We start from the raw sequence: 24,350 nt of genomic DNA, 5'->3' as shown, positions 1-24,350 counted from the left end.
CGTTTTTTTTGTTATTTAATACAACCTATTATAAATGAAGTGTAATAGGTTTAATCTTTTTTCTATGGAGTGGAGTACTTACAATTATTTGTATTATTCAAAGAAGGCAAAAGCATATTTGCTATATAGTTCACTATCAAATATGCTTGTGGAGTTAAATCAAGATGACTATAATACAATCTTAACTATAAAGGAAGATCCTAATTGTATTAACCCTAATGATGATCAGTTTAAATTCTTAATTGATGGTCGTTTTTTGGTTGAGTCTAACGCTAATGAAGTTAACAAATTAATGTTAACGACATTTAATAAGCGATTTAATTCCAAATTATTATCTCTGACTATTGCACCTACCCGTGCGTGTAATTTTAGTTGCCCCTATTGCTATGAAGAGGATAGAGCTAACAAAAGCATGTCTCAACAAGTTCGAGATGGTATTTTAGAATTTGTTGATAATAAATATAATAATATTGATTCAATTGGTGTGATATGGTATGGGGGTGAACCAACATTAGATATAAAAACCATTAAATATTTGTCCGCTGAATTACAAAAAAGAGTAAAAAACTATACCGCTTTCATGGTAACTAATGGCTTTTTATTGGATAAACTCATAGATCATTTAGAAGATTTAAAAATTACTGGATTTCAAATTACTTTGGATGGTACAGCTGAAACACACAATAACACACGAAAGTTAAAAAATGGCAAAGGATCCTTTGATAAAATCATGTCTAATATTGATGCTTTTATAGCTAAACATGATAAGCTAAACATATCTATACGAATGAATATCAGTACGAATAATTCGGATCAATACGTACCACTATTTCATACTCTTCGAGAAAAATTTGGAAATAAAGTGAGCCTTTATCCTGCATTTGTTCGCGATTATGGAAATGGTTGTCAGGCTGGTAGTTGTTTTGAAGATGGCACTCAAAAAGGAAACTTTTTAAAGAAATTATTTGATGAGCATGGAATATATACGAAAGATATTTATCCTCATAGAGCATCTAAAGGTTGCATGGTGCAACAAATGAATTCGTTTGTCGTTGGACCCGAAGGAGAGTTGTATAAATGTTGGCATCACCTTGGTGTGCCTGAGAAAAAAGTAGGTTCTATATTTGGTACACAAACAATTACTAACTATTCATTGTTATCAGACCTTGCGATTAATGGAGATGTACTATTGGATAGTAAATGTAAGTCATGTATTCTATTTCCTTCTTGTTATGGAGGGTGCATGGATGAGAAGCAAAGGAATCAAGACTTTTGTATACCAGCAAAGTCAATGTTAGAAGATTTTATTGACATACATTATGTATCAAAAAGAAAAATTGCTGAGCTTCTGGACAGGAATAAATAAAATTACAATAATAAATATAAAAAATTATAGATTAAGTTTGTAAAAACATCTAAAATTAGCTAAATAAGTTCAACACTCAAATATAGAACTTGGCCTTTTAATTGGAGGTTATAATGGTTGCGATGTTTAAGTTTGCACAACTAACTGTAAGGTATATTATTATGCAAATAGCCTGATTGCATTGTGTTTGTTTGATTGTTCAAAAAATTATGGTTACGCACATTTATAACTATTTAATCTAATGTTGAGAATTAATTAAGTATGCATTTATTTTTGCATACTTAATTATGAAGAAATTCTTTTCTAATTGGTATTTTTAAAAAATTAGAGGATTAATCAATCGCTGAAAATATATTGATGAAGCTTTCCTATTCATAATAAATTAATGGTTATAGATGATTATTTACACAAATACAATTAGTCATATCAGGCTACGATCGTAATATGTAAATGCAATGTTATGTTGCTTATGTAGTGTTATGGATACTTTCAAATATAACTAATCTAATTATAAACTAAAATCTAAGAAACTTTGAAGAAACAATCAATATTTTTGCTAATTCTTTTGATATCAGGAATAAGCACATTCGGCTTGCAAAAACGAAATGGACACAACAACAAAAAATATGTAAACCTTGAGGGTCAAAAATCAGAGGCTTATATTAAAGGAAATATATATCAAAAAGATTATCTTCTTTTGATAAGCTTACTTAAAGATAGCCATCCTGCATTTGCTGATAAGAACACATACCCATTTAACATTGACAGCTTAAAAAAAAGTGGCTATGAATGGGCTGAAGAGTGTGATTCCAAAGAAGAATTATGGAGCTATATGCAGGGAGTCATGACGCTGTTAAATGACGGACATACAACCTTAAAACCTGAGTTTAACTCTAATGCTATTTATCCAATTGTTTATTTTATAGATGATAATGATTTACATATAGCTAGTATAAATAAAGAGTATAAATCATTTCTAGGGAAACAGGTTTCGAAGATAAATGGTTATAATATTGATGAAATTTTCAGTTCCTTTAAGCAACTTATTAGTAGTGATAATGATATCTATTTCAAAAGTAAGGTAGGGAGTTTTATGCAATTACATTCAATGTGGCAACATACTCCATATTGTAGGGCAGATTCATCATTACAACTTACATTTAAAGATGGAACCAATACTTTTATAAAGCCAGTAGCTAAAAATAAATTAAACATTGTTTCACAACAAATTCAAAACAATAATAAAACTATTCGAAAGAATTATAAGGTACCCTTTCATTACACCTTAGTTCCAGAAAAAGGAATTTGTTATTTTCAATTTAATGCCTGTTTTGATCAAAATTCATTGCGTCAGCAATATCTTTCAAGATACCCAAATATTCCCGAGAGAGACTTGCAAGCAAAAACATCTCGTTTCCCAAGATTTGATAAGTTTCTGTCAGGAATGTTTGATTCAATAAGGGTAAACGGTATTGAAACATTAGTAATTGATGTTAGAGACAATAAAGGGGGGAATAGTAATTTGTGTAATCAATTACTATCTTGGTTAATGCCTGCAGATGAAATCAAGAATATAAGTTCTTATATCCGTTTCTCGGAGTTATGGAAGCAAAATTATCCTACATTAGCTTCAACATACGAGGATGAATTTGTAAAAGCTCAAAAAAGCTTTAAAATGGGAGAATTACATAGTGGCTACACATTACCTAGCTTGTCTAAGTCAATTTCAGAGAATAAGTCTGATAATAATTTTCCTATTAATAGTAATGAAGCTTTGATTTTCAAAGGAAAAGTAGTTTTTATTCAAAACTCAAATACTTATAGTAGTGCAGGAATGCTAATTACAACAGCAATGGATAATAACATAGGAATCGTTATAGGAGACAAAAGTTCCTATAAGCCATGCAGTTGTGGAGATCTTCTTTCATTCGAGTTGCCAAACACTAAGATCAAAGGGTTTGTAAGTCACAAAATATTCAAAAGACCGAATATTTCACAATGTAACATAGAATGTTTAGTACCAGATGTATTGTTGCAGCAAACATGGAATGATTTTTTAGAAGGGAAAGATATATATTGGAACTGGGTTTTGGAAAATTATACAGATGAAATTGAGTTATATCACTCATATCTTAAAGATTGTAATATTATTTAGATACAAAATTAAACTTACATTACTACCTTATTATAATTACATTATTGTATGTCAAAATTCCCATACTACAGACAGCTAGATGCCATGGACTGTGGACCTACCTGTTTGCGAATGATTTCTAAATACTATGGTAAAAATTATAGTCTTCAATTCTTGAGAAGACTTGCACATATATCGAATGAAGGAGTTTCTTTAATGGGCATAAGTGATGCCGCTGAAAAAATAGGTTTCAGAACAAAGGGCTACCGATTGTCTTGGGAACAATTGCAAAATGAGATTCAACTTCCATGCATAGTACATTGGAATCAAAACCACTTTGCTGTAGTATATGAAATTAAAAAGCATAGACTATCAAAATTTCGAAAAAATAGAGATAAAGTGAATATTCATGTTGCTGATCCTGCAAAAGGTTTGTTGACATACACAAAAGAGGAATTTCTACATTACTGGCTCAGTACTACAAAAGGGGCTACCATAGAAGGGGTAGCTCTTTTACTAGAGACTACTCCGAAATTCTATAGTCAAGAAGATGAAAGCGGTGAAAAACTTAAGTTTAGATATTTACTAAGGTATTTACAGCCATATCATAAATATATTTTACAATTAATGCTTGGCATGTTCACAGGGAGTATTATAAGCCTTATTTTCCCTTTTTTAACCCAATCAATTGTAGATTATGGCATTAGTAATAATGACTTGGCTTTTATTATAATGGTTTTAGTGGCTCAAATTATTTTAACATTAGGTCAGACTGCTAATGGATTTATTAGAAGCTGGTTAATGTTGCATGTTACAACACGTGTTAGTATTTCATTGATTTCAGATTTTCTAATTAAACTAATGAAACTTCCAATCTCTTTTTTTGATGTTAAACTAATTGGAGATATCATGCAACGTATAGATGATCATGAACGAATTCAGTCATTTTTGACAGGTTCTTTGATTAGTATCATTTTTGCATTGATTTCACTGATTATATATTCTGTTATTATGGCTACATATCATCCAGGTATCCTTGGGACATTTTTTGTTGGAAGTGCCTTGTATGTAGGTTGGGTTCTTTTGTTTCTAAAAAAACGGCGAAAATTAGACTATAAACGTTTCCAGCAGAGATCTGCAAATCAAAGTAACTTAGTGCAGTTAGTTTCCGGAATGCAAGAAATCAAAATAAATGGATGCGAGAAACAGAAACGGTGGGAATGGGAGAGAATACAGGCAAAATTGTTTAAAATCAATATACAAGGAATGTCACTAAATCAGTCTCAGCAAATAGGTGCTACTTTCATTAACCAAATCAAAAATGTTTTAATCTCTTTTCTTTCTGCAAAAGCTGTTGTAACAGGAAACATGACACTAGGTATGATGATGGCAGTACAGTACATTATTGGTCAACTTGATGCCCCTATTCAGCAGTTTATTGGTTTTATTCAAGCTGCACAAGATGCAAAAATAAGTCTAGAGCGTTTAGGTGAGATTCATGATAAAAAAGAGGAAGAGGATGTTGATAATAATAAAATTAGGGCTATACCAGCATCAAAAGAAATTAGTATTAGAAGACTAACGTATCAATATGATGGACCACATTCAGAAAAAGTACTCAGAAAAATTAATCTTACAATTCCCGCAAGTAAAGTAACAGCTCTTGTTGGAACAAGTGGAAGTGGGAAGACGACTTTAATAAAATTATTGCTTGGTTTTTATGAGCCAACAAAAGGAGAAATCTTATTAAATGGAACTCCTCTTCATAAATACAGCCCTCGAGAATGGAGGAAGAAATGTGGAGTTGTTATGCAAGAGGGATTTATCTTTTCAGATAGTATTATTAATAATATTGGAGTAATGGATGAATACCCAAATAATGAACAAATTGAGAGAGCTATTCAGACTGCAAATATTAAGGAGTTCATAGATTCTCTTCCTTTAGGTTATGAAACAAAAATTGGAACTGATGGGCATGGACTTAGCACAGGCCAAAAACAACGAATATTAATTGCCCGTTCGGTATATAAGAACCCCGATTACCTCTTTTTTGATGAAGCAACAAATGCACTGGATGCGAATAATGAAAAGATTATAATGGAAAATTTAGATCAATTTTTTAAAGGAAAAACGGTAGTTGTTGCAGCACACCGTCTAAGTACAGTTAAAAAAGCTGATCAGATCGTAGTTCTAGATAGAGGGGAGGTGGTTGAAATTGGAAATCACAATCAATTGGTTGAAAGTAAGGGTGTATACTACAGGCTTGTGAAAGATCAGTTGGAACTGGGTCATTAAATGTTTCTTTAAGCTAATATATTAAACTAAATATTATAATTACGATTATAAAAAAACCATGATAAATAAACACAATAATTAAATATCACATAACAACTGATAGTTGAGAGTATTTTTAATATGTCCTCTATGAGTTTATTAATACATATTTTTTAAATAAATGATTTGTGAAAGATATTGAAAAGCACGAAATGCAAAGTGAAGAACTTCAGGAGGTATTGGGCCAAATTCCTGGGTGGATTATTCGGTATGGTTTAAGCTTAATTTTTTTAATTTTCATAGGGATTTTAATAGGAAGTTATTTGTTTAAGTACCCTGAGGTGGTTTCAGCACGATTAATGTTAACAACTTATAATACACCAGCACCATTAGAAGTTAAAGCTGGTGGCCAAATTGAGTGCATTTTGGTCAAGGATGAACAAAGTGTTATGGAAGGACAAGTCGTTGCTGTTATAAAAAATACAGCAAATTTTAAGGATGTATTTGCACTTGAACAAAGCCTTAACTCAATTATTGAAAAAAAAAGTTGGGATCAAATTGTTCAAAAAGAGATGAGTATTGGAATGTTGGCATTAGGAGATATTCAGCACCGATTTACAGTCTTTCAAAAGAATTGGAAAGAATACAAAGGATATTTAGATAGGAATCGTTTGCCGCAAAAAATTAAACTGTTAAAACAGCAAATTCGAAATCAAAAAGAAATATTTTCCAAACAGAAATTTCAATATAACCTTCATAATCGTGACCTAACTCTGTCAAAAAATGGATTTCATAGAGATTCTATACTGTATTGCAATGGAAAGATAATTGCAACTGCAGAATATGAACGTTCGAAGCAATCTTATATTAAAATGTATACGAACTTAGTTGGTTTCGAAGCTAACATGAAAAGAACAGAATTGTCTATCATAAAGTTAGAAGAAACTATTCTTGAAACGAAGTTACAAATGGAACAAGAGAATTACCAATTTAGTTTGTCTTTAGACGAGAGCTTACAACTTCTTACTTCTGAAATCAATAAATGGAAAGATAAGTATGTAATATCATCCCCTATTCGAGGAAAAATTACACTAGCAGGTTATTGGAGTTCGAATCAAATAATAAGAACTGGTGATTGGTTAGCAACAGTTATTCCAGAAGATGAAACTAAGATTATTGCTAAGGCAGTTATTAATCCTATAAATTTTGGAAAGGTGGAGAAAGGTCAATTAGTTAATATCAAATTAACTGGGTTTCCTTATATGGAATTCGGCATGTTAAAAGGTGTTATTAAAGGAATTTCTATGGTTCCTGGAAAAGATGGTTATGTGGCAGAGATCGCTTTAACTAATGGAATGACATCTACTTATAAAGAACAGCTTAAGTTTGTTCAAGAAATGGATGGAACTGCAGAAATAGTTACAAAGGAAATGCGATTGATAAGTAGGTTTTTTAATCCTATTAGGGCTTTATTTGATAATAATATGTAATTGTTCAAATCGGTAGTAATTACAAGTCTATGCTATATTTATTGTACAAGACAATGTAAAATATATGACAATTATTAATATATGATCAGGCAATATATCAGGGAGGATTAGTTCCTTGTTAGGTATAATTTTATTTTCAACTTCGTTCTATTATGAAATAAAAGAATTCAGAATTATCACTAGTTATAGAGTTAACCCTTCCAAAGGAGATATTTAAGTATTTTGACATGGCTCATATTGTTGAGCAAGAGTCGGAGGTAGACATTTACCTTGATGAAAATAATATTTATCCAGAGGAATACAACGATGACAAACATCCTTCTAAGAGATTCTTACCTATGATAACCATTGATGATTCCACATTAAGCAACAATTCACTTTAATTGCATTACAGGCGTAGAAAATGGGAAAATGAAAACAAAGATAAAGTCATTACAGGAAATTGGAATAGTGTAGCAAAGTGAACACGAATAACTAAAGGGTCTGCTGCTTTTTTTAAGAATTGGATGTGGTATATTTGTACGGATAACAGGTTAAGCCCCTTAATTACAGAAAAATAATAAATTTCTATTATGGGAATATGAAAAAGAAGGAGTTACGAAAGAGAGTTCAAGATGATGATTGTTAATCTTGTTGATAGTGGTAGAGATGCTCCTTCAGTTGCTGAAGAGCACAACATCGATGCTCATATGATACGACGATGGGGTCGTGAATTTCATACTTATGAAAAAAACTCATTTCAGGGTAATGGCAATCCAGTTCAGACAGACGAAGAAGCAAGAATATCACAACTTGAAAAAGAGCTGAAGCAAGTTCGTATGGAACAAAGTATATTAAAAAAAGCCATCAACATATTCTCCAAGAGCGACAGCTAACTTATGAGTTTGTGTCAGATAATAGTACGATGTTTTCTGTCAAAAGTATGTGTAAAACACTAGACATAAGTAGCTCAGCTTATTATGAATGGAAAAAAGATATACCATTCCAAAGAAATATAGCATGGGAGAAGGATACAAAGCTCGTGCTGAAAGAGTATAAAGAATCGAAACGTCGATATGGTAGCAATAAGATTACAGCAGTTCTTGATCAAAATGGTGTCACTACATCAAGAAACCGTGTTGCTCGGATTATGAAACAAATGGTATAAAAAGTTGTATTTGTAAAAGTTACAAACCTCAAACGACTAGATCAGTCCATGGTAAACTAGTTGCACCAAATCTTCTTAATCGAGAATTCAAGACTAATAAACCTTGCAAAGTTGGGGTATCTGATCTTACATATATTCCAACAGAGCAAGGCTGGCTATACCTTACTACAATAATGTATCTTTTTGATCACTCTATTGTAGGATGGTCAATGTCTGAGGACATGACGGCAGAAAACACTGTAATGAAGGCCTAAAAAATGACCAAACGCAATCGTAAAACTAAGGCCAAAATGCTATTTCACTCTGATCAAGGAGTACAATATGTAGCAGAAAATTTAAAAATAATTTAAAAAGGCGAATGTAATTCAAAGTATGAGTAAAAAAGGAAATTGACGGGATAATGCCTTAGCTGAAAATTTCTTTAAGATAATCAAATCTGAAATGATTAATCGTGGATTCAAGCGACAAATGCAACTATTTTATCCAAATTTAACTTTTTATAGACCTCAATAGGCTTATCGTATTGTAGTCTTTTTCGAGGTCTATTATTTAACTTATTCTGTATCGATTTAATTTTCTCTTGAGTCAAGTTTTCAAAAGAACTTCCCTTTGGTATATATTGTCGAATTAAACCATTAAGGTTCTCATTAGCACCTCTTTCCCAAGAGTGATAAGGGTGTGCAAAATAGAAGTCAATATTTAATTTCTTGGCTATCTGTTTGTGTTCATAAAACTCTCTACCATTGTCTGATGTGATTGTGTGTATTAGGTCTTTAAAAGGAACTAGAGCATCTATTGTCTTTTGAGCCAATGCTTTGGCATTTTTACCTTCCAGTAACCTTATCCAGCACAAACCAGTACATCGATCATTAATCGTAAGAATAGCTCCTTTACGATCCTTTCCAATGATTGTATCTATCTCAAGATCACCAAAACGCTGCTTTTCTTCTACAACATTTGGACGTAAATCTATACTTACACGGTCTTCCATCTTACCTCTAAACTCCTTTTTAGAGCCTCTTTTAGAATACTTCTTATGCTTGTGCCTTAAGTATTTATATAACTCACCTCCTTCTTTTTTATCCTTCCATATATGGAGATAAATTGACTCATGAGACACACAACTTATTCCAGCATTTTCACTTCTCCCTTTTATCTGCTCTGGACTATAACCTTCCTTTAAATAAAATAGGATATAATCCTTCATAAGAGCATCCATTTTGATATGCTTACGTTTCTCCCTATGTCTTTTCTTACTCAAAGTATCAGCATACAACGCACAATATTTACCTGTTAAGGGATTGGTGTTTCTTTTGATCTCCCTGCATACCACAAACTTATCTCTACTTATTAAAGTCCCAATCGTTTGATAACTTGCACCTATTGCATACATCAATTCTATCTTATACCTTTGCTCAATATTTAGTTGTCCCATAACGCACACTATATCTTGGTCGGTTTTTGTGTTAATAATATGGAGACAAACTTAATATTAAGGAGGAGTAATCCTCCTTTTTTGTACCCCATACTTTAGCAATTTAACAAACCTTATATTTAGAATATAGCGTTGCATTTACGACTTGAATGCAAGAATCATAGACACTATTACTCTAGATTTCAAGCAAAACTGAAATATTTTATTTTATTGAAGTTTGGTATAACAGGAAAAGAATACACTCAAAACTGGGATACCGATCTCCATTGGAATTTATGGAATTATATAATCAATGTGCGGCTTAACTTTTTGGCCGGTAAAAAGTTGCACATCCAGTCTATGTTCCTTGCAAAAAAAGTTCAACCGGTAAAGCTGTTTTAATTATGCCAGGAGGAGGCTATAGTGGATTGGCTTACGATTGGGAGGGAACCGACATAGCCAAGTGGCTTAACTCAAGAGGCATTGCGGCTTTTGTATTAAAATATAGGATTCTTCCATGAATTGCGTATATGAACAAAAAAACTGGTAAACATATTCTATAGTTATTTCTTGCCAAAAACTCTATAGATTATGAATACCAGTAGTATATATCATTGTCTAGGTTTACAAGACCAGCAATTATTATCCACAACTTATGTAGGGGATACCATTCAACTTAAAGTTAAGACAAAAAAAGATAAACTACGTTGTAGTCGCTGTAAAAGATTGCACGTTATATGTTGCGGAGTTGTTACACGTAGCTTTAAGGGGCCAATGATAGGCAAGAAGAAGAGTGTTATTATCATAGATGTTCAACGCCTCTATTGCAAAAAATGCAAGATCGTACGACAGAAACATTTAAGGTTTGCCAAAGAGCAGAAGTCCTATATTCGCTCTTTAGAAAAGATGGTTTTACTTCTCTCTTCTCATATGACGATTCAATCAATCAGTCGACTTTTAGACCTTAACTGGAATATTGTAAAAGAGATCATTAAGTCTCACTTAAAATCAAAATATCATTCTCCTAGGCTTAAGGGGGTGAAACATATTGCAATCGATGAATTTGCAGTGAAAAAGGGACATGTATATATGACTTGTGTATATGACTTAGATAAAGGAGTCGTTTTACATGTAGGAAAAGGTAAAGGTTCTGAGACATTAGTTCCTTTTTGGAAACGTATAAAGATCAATAAAGTCCAAATAGAGTCTGTTGCCATTGATATGTCACCTGCCTATATTCTTTCAGTAAAAACCAATGCTCCTAAAGCTACTATGGTATTTGACCATTTTCATATAATAAAGAAACTAAATGAGACTATAAGTAAAATAAGAAGAGATCTATACAACAAAGAGAAGGATAAGGTTATCAAGAAAAATTTAAAAGGAAGTCGTTGGCTATTGTTAAAGAATTCAGAGAATCTCAACCTTGAGAAAGAGGAAGACTCAAGACTTGAAAAAGCATTAGAAACAAATACTACTTTGTTTTATGCATACTATTTGAAAGAAGAATTGAGGGAGTTATGGAATCAAAATAATATTGGAGACGCTTCAAAATTCCTTAAACAATGGATAGAAGAGGTAAATGAGACTGAAATACCACAGCTTAAGAAAATGGTAGAACTATTAATCAAACACAAAACAGGAGTTCTGAATTGGTATAAGTGCCATATCTCTACTGGTCCCTTAGAAGGGATAAATAACAAAATTAAAACCATCAAAAGACAAGCATATGGATATCGTGACTTAGATTTTTTTATGCTAAGAATAAAAGCAATACATCAAAATATATACGCAAAAGATGGATGAACCCTATTTAATTTACAAAAATAGAGACTTAGCTTGTTCTGTATTTGTTTTGTTAGTACCTTGTTCATGAGCTAGGTTTTAAATGGTTATTGTTGTCAAACTTAAAATAACATTTTTAATCTAGCTTTCCTCGTCTTTATACATATATTATGTAATGAATTTCAAATACTTACAATAACAACACAACTTTTTTGGGGAGGTAGTCAATTATAGTAGTGCAGGAATGCTAATTACAACAGCAATGGATAATAACATAGGAATCGTCATAGGAGACAAAAGTTCCTATAAACCATGCAGTTATGGAGATCTTCTTTCATTCGAGTTACCAAACACCAAGATCAAAGGTTTTGTAAGTCACAAAATATTCAAAAGACCAGATGCTTCACAATGTAACATAGAATGTTTAGTACCAGATGTATTGTTGCAGCCAACATGGAATGATTTATTAGAAGGGAAAGATATATATTGGAACTGGGTTTTGGAAAATTATACAGATGCAAATTGAGTTATATCACTCATGTAATATTAGAAATTGTAAGATAAGGTTCCAGTGCTAAGATTGCAGTTTAATATTAACATCCCCCCGATGCACCCCATATATGTCAACACCCCTAGACAAGACAGTGCCTTGTCTAGGGGTGTCAGCACTAATCTGTTGAATGACGGACACATTGTAATATTATATATCAATATAGTATCATCTGAACTATTTTTGGTTTGATTTAAATTGATTGATTCAATTTATTGGATAGCGTTGTATTGCATGATATGATACAAATATATGATTGAAAATACATATCATTTGATATTAGAAATATTGCAATATAGTATCGACATTTCCTCTGCATCCCATTCATCTATCAACGATGAACAATATGTTTGAAATGTATTTCGAGAATATCTGAATAGGAGATATATTCCAATGAGTCTACATCCTCTTTTTCTATAAATATTTTACAGATCCAGCTAAAACAATGCATGGTTCTTGATCCATCATAAAAAAAAGTGAAGGTTAAAAAGAATATATAGAAAACAAAAAAGCTTCAATCAAAATGATTGAAGCTTCTTGCGGAGAGAGGGGGATTCGAACCCCCGGTACCCGAATAGAGTACGTCAGTTTAGCAAACTGGTGGTTTCAGCCACTCACCCACCCCTCCTAAAGATGGTTGATCTGTTTTAAATCTGTCGGGGTACCAGGATTCGAACCTGGGACCCCCTGCTCCCAAAGCAGGTGCGCTAACCGGACTGCGCTACACCCCGAAACGGTGCGGAGAGAGAGGGATTCGAACCCCCGGTACCTCGCGGTACAATGGTTTTCAAGACCACCGCATTCGACCACTCTGCCATCTCTCCTTATAATAATACCTCTTTTAATCTCACAGCGGAGAGAGAGGGATTCGAACCCCCGGTACCTCGCGGTACAATGGTTTTCAAGACCACCGCATTCGACCACTCTGCCATCTCTCCAATAATTGAAGAGGTATTATTATCAATATTTTTAAGAACTCGCACGGGAGGAGAGACTCGAACTCCCGACACCTGGTTTTGGAGACCAGTGCTCTACCAACTGAGCTACACCCGTGTGTTGCGGAGAGAGAGGGATTCGAACCCCCGGTACCTCGCGGTACAATGGTTTTCAAGACCACCGCATTCGACCACTCTGCCATCTCTCCGTAATTGCGGTAGCAAAAGTAGGACTTTTTGTATTACCTGCAAACATATTGAAATATTTTTTTCTTGTTTTTTGAGCCAAACATTTCCTAACATTTGGTTTTCAATACAATTCAACAATAAAAAAAAATTATTTTTTTTGAGTAAAAAGTGATCGATAAAGAGAATCCTACTATTATTGATCACTAAATTGAACTAAATATAGGTTTAAGACAATAAGAAAATAGACATAAAGCCCATTTATTGGTAAAAAAGAGGTTTTTTATGCAAACTAATGAACATTTATGTAAGAAATTAGTTTTTATAGTAGAAAAAGAGCTCAAAATCAGCAGTTTTCTTTTATATGTTAAAATATTTTGTGAATTTTAAGACATTAAACCTTTATTATAAAGAGTTTTAGAGTCTAAAAACAAAAATAATTTGAATTAAATAGAGTATAGACACAGAGTCTATGAAAATTAAATAGAACTTGTATCTTAACCATTTTAATATACATAACCATGAACAAAACAGAATTAATAAAAAAAGTTTCTGAAGAAACTGGAATGACAATTAAGGACACAAAGAAGACTGTTGAAACTTTCCTTAATGCAACAATGGAGACATTGAAAAATGAAGATCGTTTAATCATTGCTGGTTTTGGATCTTTTTATACAATTGATAGAGAAGCACGCGAGGTTAGAAATCCTGCTACAGGAAAACCTGTAAAAGTAGAAGCAAAAAGAATTGTTCGATTTAAAGCAGGACAAGACTTTGGTAATAAAATCAACTAATAAGATATTTTCTTGAGTATTGGATTAGGGAGCAGAAATGCTCCCTTTTTTATTTTTATATTTGTACCCTATCAGAAAGGAATCATACGTCAAGGATGAAACCTCAAGAAAACTATTGCATATGAAAGAGATCATACAACACCTCGAGTCCTTTGCTACTGAAGCACGAACCTCTCTATTTGACCGTGTCATAGAGAATAGAACTCGTTATTTAACCGTCGTTCTTGAAAATATCTTTCAAGCACAAAATGCGAGTGCAGTACTTCGATCATGTGACTGTTTTGGTATACAAGATGTACATATTATTGAAAACAACAACGAATTTAATGTGCACCAAGAGATTGCAATGGGATCTAGTAAATGGCTAGACATACACAAATATAACGAACAAGAGAATAACACCCGCACAGCACTTAAGAACCTTAAAGAACAAGGGTATCGTATCGTGGCAACTACACCACACGAGAGAGATGTTTTTTTACAAGACTTTGATCTTTCTAAAGGGAAGACTGCACTTGTTTTTGGAACAGAACTTACGGGAATTTCAGACATTGTAAGAGAAGAAGCGGATGAATTTATAAAAGTCCCGATGTTTGGTTTTACCGAAAGTTTTAATATCTCAGTATGTGCCTCATTGGTCATGCAAGATCTTGCCACTAGAATACGAAAAGAATCTATTCCTTGGCAACTCACTGAAGAGGAGAAACATGAGATCAAGTTCGAATGGCTGAAACGTTCGATCAAAGCATCTGACCGCATTATCCAAAATTGGGAAGAGGAGCATAAGTAAAATTAACGATACACTAAACTCAATCTAGTATGAACTGTTTAATAATTGATGACGATCCCCTAGTTCAAAGTACTTTATCTAGACTATTAAAGAAAGATAGTCGGATTAACTATTTATTTCAAGCGACCGATGGCATTGAGGGCATTAATGTTTGGAATAAAAAAAGAGAAGAGATTGATTTTATTATTCTAGACATTGAATTACCAGAGATGTCTGGCATTGATATTTTAGAATCATTAGATGAAAAACCTCCAGTAATTATGATCTCTTCTAAAGAGAATTATGGTCCCGAAGCCTTTGATCATGAATGTATTGATTATCTACTTAAACCGATTCCGTTACAACGACTGCTTAAAGCGGTGAATCGAGTAGAAAAAGCAATACAAATTAGAGACAAATCCCCTATTTCGGATAAGATATTAATCAAATCGAACAACACCCATATAAACCTAGCATACAGCGAAATTCTATTTATTGAATCGGAAGAGAACTATGTCCGTTTCTATACAAAAACGGGATGTCACATGGTACATGCAACATTAAAATCGGTCAATGAATCATTACCTAAAGAACAATTTTATAAGGTACAGCGATCAATTATTGCCAATATCAGTAACATCAAAAGAATTCGTGGGAATATTCTTGAGTTTGAATCAGACAAACAGAGATTAGAAAGAACTACGACTAAGAAAGAGGAGCTATTAACATTTCTCCCTGTTCTAAATAAAAAATAGCATTATATGGAAACCACTGATAATTTCAAATACTATATAGAGAAGTTTGCAGATACAAAGATCCTTCGATATAAGTTAGAGAATTTTAATCAATTAGACCTTCAGCAGAAGACCTATATATACTTCCTATCACAAGCGGCCCTATGTGGAAGAGATATCTTATGGGATCAGAATGGAAGCGAGAACCTTCTTTTAAGATCTATACTAGAAAAAATATATAAATCTGGTCAGAAAGAGCATGTCTCAAATGTGTTGTGGGAACGTTTTACCACCTTTGTAAAACGAATTTGGTTTGCAAATGGTATTCACCACCACTACTCCATGGATAAGTTTACAACTCATATTACTCAAGAAGAGTGGAACAGTTTATGTGTGGGAGCAAATATCGATCTTAATCAAAAAGAAAAGGTATTATTAAACAATCTTCTCTTTGACACTACTTATAAAGCCAAAAGAGTATCATTAGATTCATCTGTCGATCTAATAAAAACCTCTGCGAACAACTACTATCACCACGTTAGTCAAAAAGAAGCGGAGACTTTTTATTCTGAGATAGCTGATAAAGAAGAGAGAGAACAACCATCTAGAGGACTTAATAGCCGTCTTACAAAAGACGAGAATGGAACGATCCAAGAAGAGGTATGGAGGTTGAACGGTAAATACGGAGAGGCCATACAGAATATCATATATTGGCTAGATAAGGCTAAAAATGTTTGTGAGAACCAACAACAAGAGAAATGTATCTCTCTATTAATAGACTATTATAAGACGGGAGACCTTCATCTTTTTGATTTATATAATATTGAATGGGTGAAAGAACTTTCTGGAGAGGTTGATTTTATCAATGGTTTTATTGAAGTGTATGGAGATGCACTTGGAATGAAAGCTAGTTGGGAATCTGTTGTACAATATACAGACCACGAAGCAACCAAGAGGACTCAAATTATCAGCAACAATGCACAATGGTTCGAAGACAATTCTCCTACAGAAGCCAAACACAAAAAGGCAGAGGTGAATGGTGTATCAGCGAAGGTAATTCATGTTGCGATGCTAGGTGGCGATTGTTACCCAGCAACCCCTATTGGTATTAACCTACCAAATGCGGAATGGATTCGAGAGTCATATGGTTCAAAATCTGTTACTATCGAAAATATCACTTCCGCTTATGATAAAGCATCCAAAGGCTCTGGTTTCTTAAATGAATTTGCATATTCTGAAGAAGAGATAGCAAATGCAGAGCGCTATGGTTACCTTGGAAGCAACTTACATACGGATCTACATGAGTGTTTGGGACATGGTTCAGGAAAGATGCTTGATGGAGTACCTGTTGATTCACTAAAGAATTATCACTCCACGTTAGAAGAGGCACGTGCTGACCTTTTTGCTCTATACTATATTATGGATCCAAAACTAGTATCTCTAGGCTTGATCCCCTCTATCGAAGTTGGAAAGACAGAGTATGATGGATATATCAGAAACGGACTTTTAACACAATTAGTTCGTATTGAACTTGGAAAAGATATTGAAGAGTCTCACATGAGGAATAGACAACTTATTGCGAAGTGGGCTTACGAGAAAGGAAAAGATCTAAATATTATCACAAGAAAGACAAAAGAGGGTAAAACCTACTTTGTTATTCAAGACTATGATGCATTAAGAGAACTTTTTGGAACCCTACTAAAAGAGGTGCAGCGAATTAAATCTGAAGGGGATTATGAAGCGGGAAAAGAATTGGTAGAGTGCTATGGAGTGAAGATAGATTCCGAATTACATCAAGAAGTGCTAGAGAGATATAAAAAACTAAATATCCCTCCATACTCTGGATTTTTGAATCCAAAACTTACAGCAGTTGAAGAAAAGGGTGAAATCGTTGATATCTCCATTGACTACACAGAAAACTTTGCTGAGCAAATGCTTAGATATAGCGCTGACTACGGTTACTTAGTATAAATATATCGTGGAGTCTTTCATTAGAAAGACTCTACAATATATCTTCAAGGATATTTCTCTTTTGAAGGGGAGAAAAACTATCCAACAAAAACATAATTCCACTGAAGATCGTTATAACAAATATGGGAACAGGATTAAAGAAAAAATTAACCCCTATTAGAAAATGGCTAAAAGAGACATTTTGGCTCTATCCAGACCGTCTACTTGCGTTAAAAGTAACGTTAGCAATGGTTTTCATTGCACTACCGTTTATCCTTATAGGAAAATCCTTTGTAGGTGTAACTCTTAGTTTAGGAGTTATCGCAGGTGCATTGGCAGAAACCGATGATCATCCTAAAGGTCGTATCACCTCTTTGGGAATCACGATAGTATGCTTTTTCATCGCGACCGCTTCCGTGGAACTACTTAGGCCTTATCCTGTATTCTTTGCAATAGGGATGGTTAGTTCAACCATTATCTTTATTATTATTGGTGGTATCGACGAACGTTTTAGGGGGATCACTTTTGGTGCCATTCTTATTGGGATCTATGCCATGTTGGGATCAAGCCTTAGTAGCTCCTGGTATCTACAACCAGTATTGCTATGTACTGGCGCGTTAACATATGGGTTAATTTCATGGCTACTTCTTTTAATTCATCCCTACAGATTGCTTGAGGAGCAACTATCTCGTGGCTACATGGCACTATCTAAGTATATGCAGATGAAATCTTCGCTTTTTCCTGGTGAAGAGATCAACATCGAGAAAAAGATGAATAGCTTAGCTCAGCAAAATATCTTGGTCGTAATTGCATTAGAGAGATGTAAAAATGTACTTCAAAGTTATACAAACTCAATTGATAATAAAGAGAAATTAAAGCCATATCTCCATCGTTTTGTTCTATTACAAACACTTCACGAAAGAGCAACTGCAACCCATGAGCAATATACGACCCTTATCAATGAACCCAATAATGGTCCACTATTACAAGGTATTGGACAGATGCTTCACCTGCTTTCTAAAGCATGTCGTAATATGTCTAAAAGTCTTTTAAGTGGCGATGCATATCACCATCCTTCCTCTCTTGAGTGGGTCATAGGGGTACTAAAAGACCAAAGACGCAAACATCCACAATTTCATGACCATCCACTATCACTGCTTATTCATAGCTTGATCCAATCTCATTTGGCATTAAAAAATATCGAGTATAACAAAGATATTATTGTACTTCCAAACTTCTACAAGAAGCATGTGGATGTGAAACAGAAAATACGATCACAACTAAACTTTCGTAATGCAAGATTGAGATATGCAATTCGTCTTTCATCCTGCTTTCTGTTAGGGTACATCCTGACAACTGTATTTCATATTCAAAAGGGAGAATGGATTATTCTGACTAGTTTATTTGTTTGTCAACCAAGTTATAGTGAAACCAAACAAAGACTGTTTCAGCGTATCTTCGGAACGCTCTCGGGAGTTGTAACAGGGGTTATTATATCGCAATTGATGCCAACATTACCAGGACAAATATTAACCTTATTAGTCGCAAATTTTGCCTTCTTTCTATGGCTGAAACGTCGATATTCTCGTTCCGTTATCTTCATTACAATCTTTGTTATCTCGGCATTTAACCTCATATCAGGAATGGGAGTTGAAATGATGGGAGCAAGAATATTGGATACTTTAATCGGTGCGACATTAGCAATCTTATCTGTTCGATTCTTATGGCCTGATTGGCAAAAAGACAAACTACCAATTCTTTTGTCCACTGCACTCAGAAGAAATAATTTGTACTATAAAGCGATATTGAAAGCCTACCATATGTGTGAACTAAATGAGACCTCTTATGCTAAAGCGAGACAAAGAGCACACATTGCAGACAACTCTTTAACCCAAGCATGGCAAGGGATGAAACTAGAACCAAAATCTAGTAAAAGGAAGCAAGAAGCAGCATTCCATCTAACATACCTAAATCATGCATTGATCTCTTATCTTTCCGCTTTTGGTTCCCATCGCCACACACCGACTCACTTTTCAGAACAAGAGTCGTGGGCATATCTTCGTATTGGAGAGGAACTAGATAAAATAAGTAGAATCAATCTAGACCAAGTAGATGAGATTCCTGTTATTGAGTTTAAATCATTTTTAGACGAGCTAACAACGGCCATTGAAGTCTGTGAGAAGGGTTCTAAACGACAAAAACTAGTCATACTGTACAATATCGCAGAGGTTCTATATCAGATACTTTTTGTGATACAAAACTACAAGCGATAAAAAATAGAAGGGATAAAGAATTCATCTTTATCCCTTCTATATAAATAAAATCGATATTTTTTATTTAAACAACCTCTGCAACAACAAAAGTACTTCCACCAACAAATACCATATCTTTGTCATCTGCACGCTCCCACGCGACTTTTAAAGCCTCTTTTACACTGTCATAACAACTTCCTGTCAATCCGAACTCTTTTGCCTTCTCTTGAAGGACTTCAGCCTCCATCGCACGTGGAATATCTGGCGAACAGAAATAGTAGGTTGCCTCTTTAGGTAAAAGCTTTAACACTCCTCTAACATCTTTATCAGAAACCATTCCAAGAACCATATGTAGGGCTTCGTATTTTGTCTCCTCAATTTGGTGAACTACCTGTGCAATACCATCTACATTATGACCTGTATCGCATACCACTAGTGGTTTCTTGGCAATCTTTTGCCAACGACCTTTTAAGCCAGTATTTTCTTGAATATTTCGCAAGCCGTTGTATAGATCAGACTCCGTTAGTTTGTATCCCATAGTAATCAACTTTTCAAAGACAGCCACCACTGTTACTACGTTTTCCACTTGGTACCTACCTTGAAGAGAAACCGACAAATTGGGATATACAAAACCATTCCCTTTTTTAAGTTGAATGATTCGTCGATCTTCTACTAACTCATGCGACTCGACATGATAAACCTGGTCAGCTAAAGTAAATGAAGCATTCAACTCTTGTGCATGTTCACTAAACACATCCAGACACTCCTTCTGTGATTTCCCAATGATCACAGGTACACCGTTCTTAATAATCCCAGCTTTCTCTTTCGCTACTTGTGGTAAAGTATCCCCAAGGAATTGGGTGTGATCTAGACCGATATTGGTTATAACAGAAAGATCAGGATGAATAATATTAGTACTGTCTAGGCGTCCTCCCATACCGACCTCAACCACTGCAATATCAACATTCTGTTTATCAAAATAGTCAAAAGCCATGGCGACGGTGATCTCAAAGAAGGATGGAGTGATCTCAGGAGATATCATCTTATAGTGTTCTACAAAATCGACAACACTCTCTTCTGAAATCATCTCACCATTCACACGAATACGCTCGCGAAAATCTTTCAGATGAGGAGATGTATACAACCCTACCTTATAACCTGCTTGATGAAGAATCGACGCAATCATGTTCGAAACACTCCCCTTTCCATTAGTTCCTGCAACATGAATGGTACGATAGTTTGCATGAGGATGATTATATATTTCATCTAAACTTAGTGTCACTGCCAAATCGTGTTTATATGCACTAGCTCCTTGTCTTTGAAAGAAAGGTAGCTGCTCATATAGATATTCTAAAGTGGTTTGATAATCTCCCATATGATATTTTTTTAACTAAATTATCTTAAATATATAGAAACAACCCAGCCTCTTAATTGTTAGAAACAATATAGAAACGGCATTTACAAAGTGGCAAATAAAAAGAAAGAATCAAAGGATGAATTCTTATTTGTTTTTACGATATTGAGAAGTTTTGTCATGGTTTACCTACTTTTTCACCTCCACTTTTCTGCATAAAATAGTAACTCACTAAATTAAAGCAGTATGGATAATAAAAAGATTTTTATTCTCGACACAAACGTAATACTTCATGATCATCGTTGTATACATCATTTCGAGAACAATGATGTGGTTATTCCTATCACGGTGCTAGAGGAGTTGGATAAATTTAAGAAAGGGAATGATCCTATTAACTATCAAGCAAGACAGTTCGTAAGAGAACTCGATAGTATTGTAGGAGATGAACTGTTTAATTCTGGACGAAGCCTTGGAGAAGGAAAAGGAAAACTACGAATAGAACTAGGAAAGCCTTTCAGTGATGAAATGAAGGCTTCTTTTTCTGAAAATATTCCTGATCATAAGATTCTCGCTATTGCTTTATGGATAAAAAAACAGAATGAATCATCATGTGATTATTGCAAAGTAGCATTGGTTACAAAAGATGTTAATCTTCGCATGAAGGCAAAATCACTTCACCTTGAGGCAGAAGATTATAAAAGCGATCAAGTACCAAAAGTTGATGATCTTTTGTTTGGAATTAAAAAAATTGATGATTACAATACGGCTATCATCAATGAGCTTTATGAAAGAGGCGAAATCCCATTGGAAGAGAGTGGACTTGAAAAGCTTATGCCCAATCAATATCTGATTCTCAGAAGTCAAAACAGTAGTGTTCTCGCTAAATATGTAGCCCATACCAACACCATCAAAAAGGTAGATAAGGTGACAACTTACGGTATCAAACCAAGAAATGCAGAACAAACCATGTGTTTTGATGCACTTTTAAACCCTGACTTAAAGTTGATCTCTATAACTGGCAAGGCAGGAACAGGAAAGACACTACTAGCTCTAGCAGCTGCATTACAACAGAACTATATATATGACCAGGTGATGCTAGCACGTCCAATTGTTGCTCTTAGTAACAAAGATTTAGGTTTCCTTCCTGGAGATGCAAAAGAGAAGGTGGCTCCTTATATGGCACCTTTATTTGACAATCTATCAGTGATAAAGAGAAGTTTTAATATCAATAGCCAAGAGTTTGCTAAAATCGATGAAATGCAAAAACAGGAACGTCTTATCATCACAGCTTTGGCATTTATAAGAGGTAGAAGCTTGTCGAACACTTTCTTTATCGTAGATGAAGCCCAAAACTTGACACCTCACGAAGTGAAAACCATCATTACTCGTGCAGGAGAGGGAACTAAGATTATTTTTACAGGGGATATCCACCAGATAGACTCTCCATATTTAGACCAAAAGTCAAATGGTTTGGCTTATCTAACATCTAAGATGAAAGGACAAGAGATGTTCGCACATTTAGATCTTGTGAAAGGAGAAAGAAGTGCTTTGGCTGAGATGGCTAGTAACCTTCTATAAAATTCTTAAAAAGATTCAAAAGTGAGCTTATGCCTAGCTAAGTTTTTGTTCATTGTTTTAAATAAGATAAAGCTAGTCGTACTCGAACATCGGTAAAGTAAATTCTGAAGTATAAAGGAATTAAAGACAAAAAAAGAGAAGCCGTTCACGACTTCTCTTCTTTGTATCACTATATAGACTAAATTACTTTTTCATGTTAGGAAGTTCTAATCCATAACCTTTCTTTTTATCAGCATTTTTAAGTAGGAAGGCAAATACCACACTTAAAACACCAAAACCCATAAAGATTAACATCGGTATATGATAGTTGTATGTAACCTTTTCTGCACCTGGAGCAGAGGTAATACAAAACTTTTCAAGAACTACACCAATCAAAAGAGGTACTCCCATTAGTCCCCAGTTTTGTACCCAGAAGATCATCGAAAAAGCTGTTCCTAACTGTTTCTCAGGAATAATTTTTGCTACAGATGGCCACATTGCTGAAGGAACAAGAGAAAGAGCTACCCCTAAAAGAAGTACCAATATCACAGCCAAAGTAACGTTAGTTAAACCCTCTACAGCAAACAATCCATGAATAAGAACCAATAGAATAGATCCAATAATCATAATCGTAGCACCTTTACCTACTTTATCATAAATACCTCCAAAGATAGGAGTCAAGAAAAGAGTACCTAAAGGCAATAATCCCGGAAGATCTCCAGCTCTTTCTGGTGCCATTCCAAATTTATTAATAAAGAAGTCTGTTGCATATTTCAAGAATGGAAATACCGAAGAGTAGAATAATACACAAAGGATTGCGATATACCAAAAACCTCTATTGGCAAAGACTGCCTTTAGATCTTTGAATGAGAACCCTTCTTCTGAATCAGACTCTTGACCATCCTCTACTTTTTCCATAGATGCCTCTAGTTTCTTATCCATCACAATGTAAACGAAATAAGAAAGAAAGCCAATGATCAATAGAACCAAACAGAACGCCAATGGAGCAGCAATATTGCCATGAAAATAGTCAACGATTCTTAAAGGTGCAGCCATCGCCAAAAGGGTTCCGATACGTGCAACAGCTACTTGAAGCCCCATTGCCAATGCCATCTCATACCCTTTGAACCAACGCACAATAATCTTAGATACCGTAATACCCATAATTTCAACACCTGTTCCAAAAATAGCAAATCCAAGTGCTGCAAGTGCAACTTGCTTTGAATGTCCTAGAATAGTAGCACCCTCAGGAAATGTATTCGCGATAGCATAATACTTTAATGATGCACCGATAACCATAATACCTGAAGCCAGTAGTCCTGTAATTCTCGCTCCTACTTTATCGAGGATAATTCCCCCAATAAAAAGCATAAAGAAAAACACATTGAACCAACCGTAGGCACTAGTAAACCAGCCGTAGTCACCACTAGTCCAACCAAGGTCTTTCTCCAATAGAGGTTTTAACGGAGACATTACATCTGTAAAGAAATAACCACAGAACATGGTTATTGAAACGATGATCAGAGCAGACCACCTCGCGACAGGTTTGTCACGTAAAGATTTTTGTGCAGTATTCATGTTATTTGTAATTCTATGTTATGAGTGTAAAAATAGCAATTGTGCCATACAACCAATATGATTAATGACCAATCACTCTTT

General features: G+C 34.3%; 18 protein-coding genes and 6 tRNA genes. 15 read left to right on the top strand and 9 right to left on the bottom strand.

Features of this window, described 5'->3' with window-relative positions; all coding sequences use genetic code 11:
- Positions 1 to 64 precede the first annotated feature (64 nt).
- The 7 genes from K4L44_13815 (at position 65) to K4L44_13785 (ending at position 8,411) form a co-directional block, all read left to right on the top strand.
- The gene (locus K4L44_13815; GenBank protein QZE13633.1) at positions 65 to 1,366 is read left to right on the top strand and encodes a radical SAM protein; all 1,302 of its coding nucleotides are present in this window, start codon (positions 65 to 67) and stop codon (positions 1,364 to 1,366) included.
- Between the two features lie 532 nt (positions 1,367 to 1,898).
- The gene (locus K4L44_13810; protein ID QZE13632.1) at positions 1,899 to 3,521 is read left to right on the top strand and encodes a hypothetical protein; all 1,623 of its coding nucleotides are present in this window, start codon (positions 1,899 to 1,901) and stop codon (positions 3,519 to 3,521) included.
- 48 nt (positions 3,522 to 3,569) lie between these two features.
- Positions 3,570 to 5,795 (top strand): peptidase domain-containing ABC transporter, encoded by a 2,226-nt coding sequence (locus tag K4L44_13805; GenBank protein QZE13631.1) that lies wholly within the window; start codon positions 3,570 to 3,572, stop codon positions 5,793 to 5,795.
- Positions 5,796 to 5,962: 167 nt separating this feature from the next.
- Positions 5,963 to 7,264 (top strand): HlyD family efflux transporter periplasmic adaptor subunit, encoded by a 1,302-nt coding sequence (locus K4L44_13800; protein ID QZE13630.1) that lies wholly within the window; start codon positions 5,963 to 5,965, stop codon positions 7,262 to 7,264.
- A 227-nt stretch (positions 7,265 to 7,491) separates the two neighbouring features.
- Complete coding sequence (locus K4L44_13795) at positions 7,492 to 7,647, top strand: hypothetical protein (protein ID QZE13629.1); 156 nt, start codon at positions 7,492 to 7,494, stop codon at positions 7,645 to 7,647.
- A gap of 231 nt (positions 7,648 to 7,878) precedes the next feature.
- Positions 7,879 to 8,139: a transposase gene (locus K4L44_13790; GenBank protein QZE13628.1), complete on the top strand. Its 261-nt coding sequence runs from the start codon at positions 7,879 to 7,881 to the stop codon at positions 8,137 to 8,139.
- A gap of 11 nt (positions 8,140 to 8,150) precedes the next feature.
- Positions 8,151 to 8,411 carry an IS3 family transposase gene (locus K4L44_13785; GenBank protein QZE13627.1) on the top strand — a complete coding sequence of 87 codons (261 nt, stop codon included), beginning with the start codon at positions 8,151 to 8,153 and terminating at the stop codon, positions 8,409 to 8,411.
- A gap of 457 nt (positions 8,412 to 8,868) precedes the next feature.
- Here the strand turns inward: K4L44_13785 and K4L44_13780 are convergent, their stop codons facing one another.
- Positions 8,869 to 9,846 (bottom strand): IS30 family transposase, encoded by a 978-nt coding sequence (locus K4L44_13780; protein QZE13626.1) that lies wholly within the window; start codon positions 9,844 to 9,846, stop codon positions 8,869 to 8,871.
- Between the two features lie 570 nt (positions 9,847 to 10,416).
- Here K4L44_13780 and K4L44_13775 point away from each other — a divergent pair.
- Together K4L44_13775 and K4L44_13770 are read left to right on the top strand one after the other, a co-directional pair.
- On the top strand, positions 10,417 to 11,631 hold the full coding sequence (locus tag K4L44_13775) for an ISL3 family transposase (GenBank protein ID QZE13625.1): 1,215 nt from the start codon (positions 10,417 to 10,419) through the stop codon (positions 11,629 to 11,631).
- Between the two features lie 241 nt (positions 11,632 to 11,872).
- Positions 11,873 to 12,136, top strand: coding sequence for a hypothetical protein (locus tag K4L44_13770; GenBank protein QZE13624.1), 264 nt, complete (start codon positions 11,873 to 11,875; stop codon positions 12,134 to 12,136).
- 564 nt (positions 12,137 to 12,700) lie between these two features.
- On the opposite strand, the gene K4L44_13765 is transcribed toward K4L44_13770, so the two are convergent.
- From K4L44_13765 to K4L44_13740, 6 genes are all read right to left on the bottom strand, one after another.
- Positions 12,701 to 12,788: transfer RNA gene (locus K4L44_13765), tRNA-Ser, on the bottom strand.
- Positions 12,789 to 12,816: 28 nt separating this feature from the next.
- Positions 12,817 to 12,891 (bottom strand) — tRNA-Pro (locus K4L44_13760).
- A gap of 8 nt (positions 12,892 to 12,899) precedes the next feature.
- Positions 12,900 to 12,984 (bottom strand) — tRNA-Ser (locus tag K4L44_13755).
- Positions 12,985 to 13,013: 29 nt separating this feature from the next.
- Positions 13,014 to 13,098 (bottom strand) — tRNA-Ser (locus tag K4L44_13750).
- 42 nt (positions 13,099 to 13,140) lie between these two features.
- A tRNA-Trp gene (locus K4L44_13745) sits at positions 13,141 to 13,213 on the bottom strand.
- A 6-nt stretch (positions 13,214 to 13,219) separates the two neighbouring features.
- Positions 13,220 to 13,304: transfer RNA gene (locus tag K4L44_13740), tRNA-Ser, on the bottom strand.
- A 498-nt stretch (positions 13,305 to 13,802) separates the two neighbouring features.
- On the opposite strand from K4L44_13740, the gene K4L44_13735 reads away from it, so the two are divergent.
- The 5 genes from K4L44_13735 to K4L44_13715 all read left to right on the top strand — a co-directional run bounded on the left by K4L44_13735 (position 13,803) and on the right by K4L44_13715 (position 19,801).
- Positions 13,803 to 14,075, top strand: a complete 273-nt coding sequence (locus tag K4L44_13735; GenBank protein QZE13623.1) for an HU family DNA-binding protein — start codon at positions 13,803 to 13,805, stop codon at positions 14,073 to 14,075.
- A 121-nt stretch (positions 14,076 to 14,196) separates the two neighbouring features.
- Positions 14,197 to 14,865 (top strand): RNA methyltransferase, encoded by a 669-nt coding sequence (locus K4L44_13730; GenBank protein ID QZE13622.1) that lies wholly within the window; start codon positions 14,197 to 14,199, stop codon positions 14,863 to 14,865.
- A gap of 29 nt (positions 14,866 to 14,894) precedes the next feature.
- Entirely contained in the window at positions 14,895 to 15,599 is a 705-nt protein-coding gene (locus K4L44_13725) for a LytTR family DNA-binding domain-containing protein (GenBank protein QZE13621.1), read from the top strand.
- 6 nt (positions 15,600 to 15,605) lie between these two features.
- Positions 15,606 to 17,549 carry a dipeptidyl peptidase 3 gene (locus tag K4L44_13720; GenBank protein ID QZE13620.1) on the top strand — a complete coding sequence of 648 codons (1,944 nt, stop codon included), beginning with the start codon at positions 15,606 to 15,608 and terminating at the stop codon, positions 17,547 to 17,549.
- A 122-nt stretch (positions 17,550 to 17,671) separates the two neighbouring features.
- Complete coding sequence (locus K4L44_13715; protein ID QZE13619.1) at positions 17,672 to 19,801, top strand: FUSC family protein; 2,130 nt, start codon at positions 17,672 to 17,674, stop codon at positions 19,799 to 19,801.
- Positions 19,802 to 19,865: 64 nt separating this feature from the next.
- On the opposite strand, the gene K4L44_13710 is transcribed toward K4L44_13715, so the two are convergent.
- A complete protein-coding gene (locus tag K4L44_13710) occupies positions 19,866 to 21,155 on the bottom strand; it encodes a bifunctional folylpolyglutamate synthase/dihydrofolate synthase (GenBank protein ID QZE13618.1) in 1,290 nt (429 codons plus the stop codon).
- A gap of 225 nt (positions 21,156 to 21,380) precedes the next feature.
- On the opposite strand from K4L44_13710, the gene K4L44_13705 reads away from it, so the two are divergent.
- A complete protein-coding gene (locus K4L44_13705; protein QZE13617.1) occupies positions 21,381 to 22,712 on the top strand; it encodes a PhoH family protein in 1,332 nt (443 codons plus the stop codon).
- 183 nt (positions 22,713 to 22,895) lie between these two features.
- Here the strand turns inward: K4L44_13705 and K4L44_13700 are convergent, their stop codons facing one another.
- The gene (locus K4L44_13700; protein ID QZE13616.1) at positions 22,896 to 24,269 is read right to left on the bottom strand and encodes an MFS transporter; all 1,374 of its coding nucleotides are present in this window, start codon (positions 24,267 to 24,269) and stop codon (positions 22,896 to 22,898) included.
- Positions 24,270 to 24,350: the final 81 nt, after the last annotated feature.

The organism is Prolixibacteraceae bacterium (assembly GCA_019720755.1).
Taxonomy (GTDB): domain Bacteria; phylum Bacteroidota; class Bacteroidia; order Bacteroidales; family Prolixibacteraceae; genus Halosquirtibacter; species Halosquirtibacter laminarini.
This window is presented reverse-complemented; position numbering and strand designations above follow the sequence as displayed.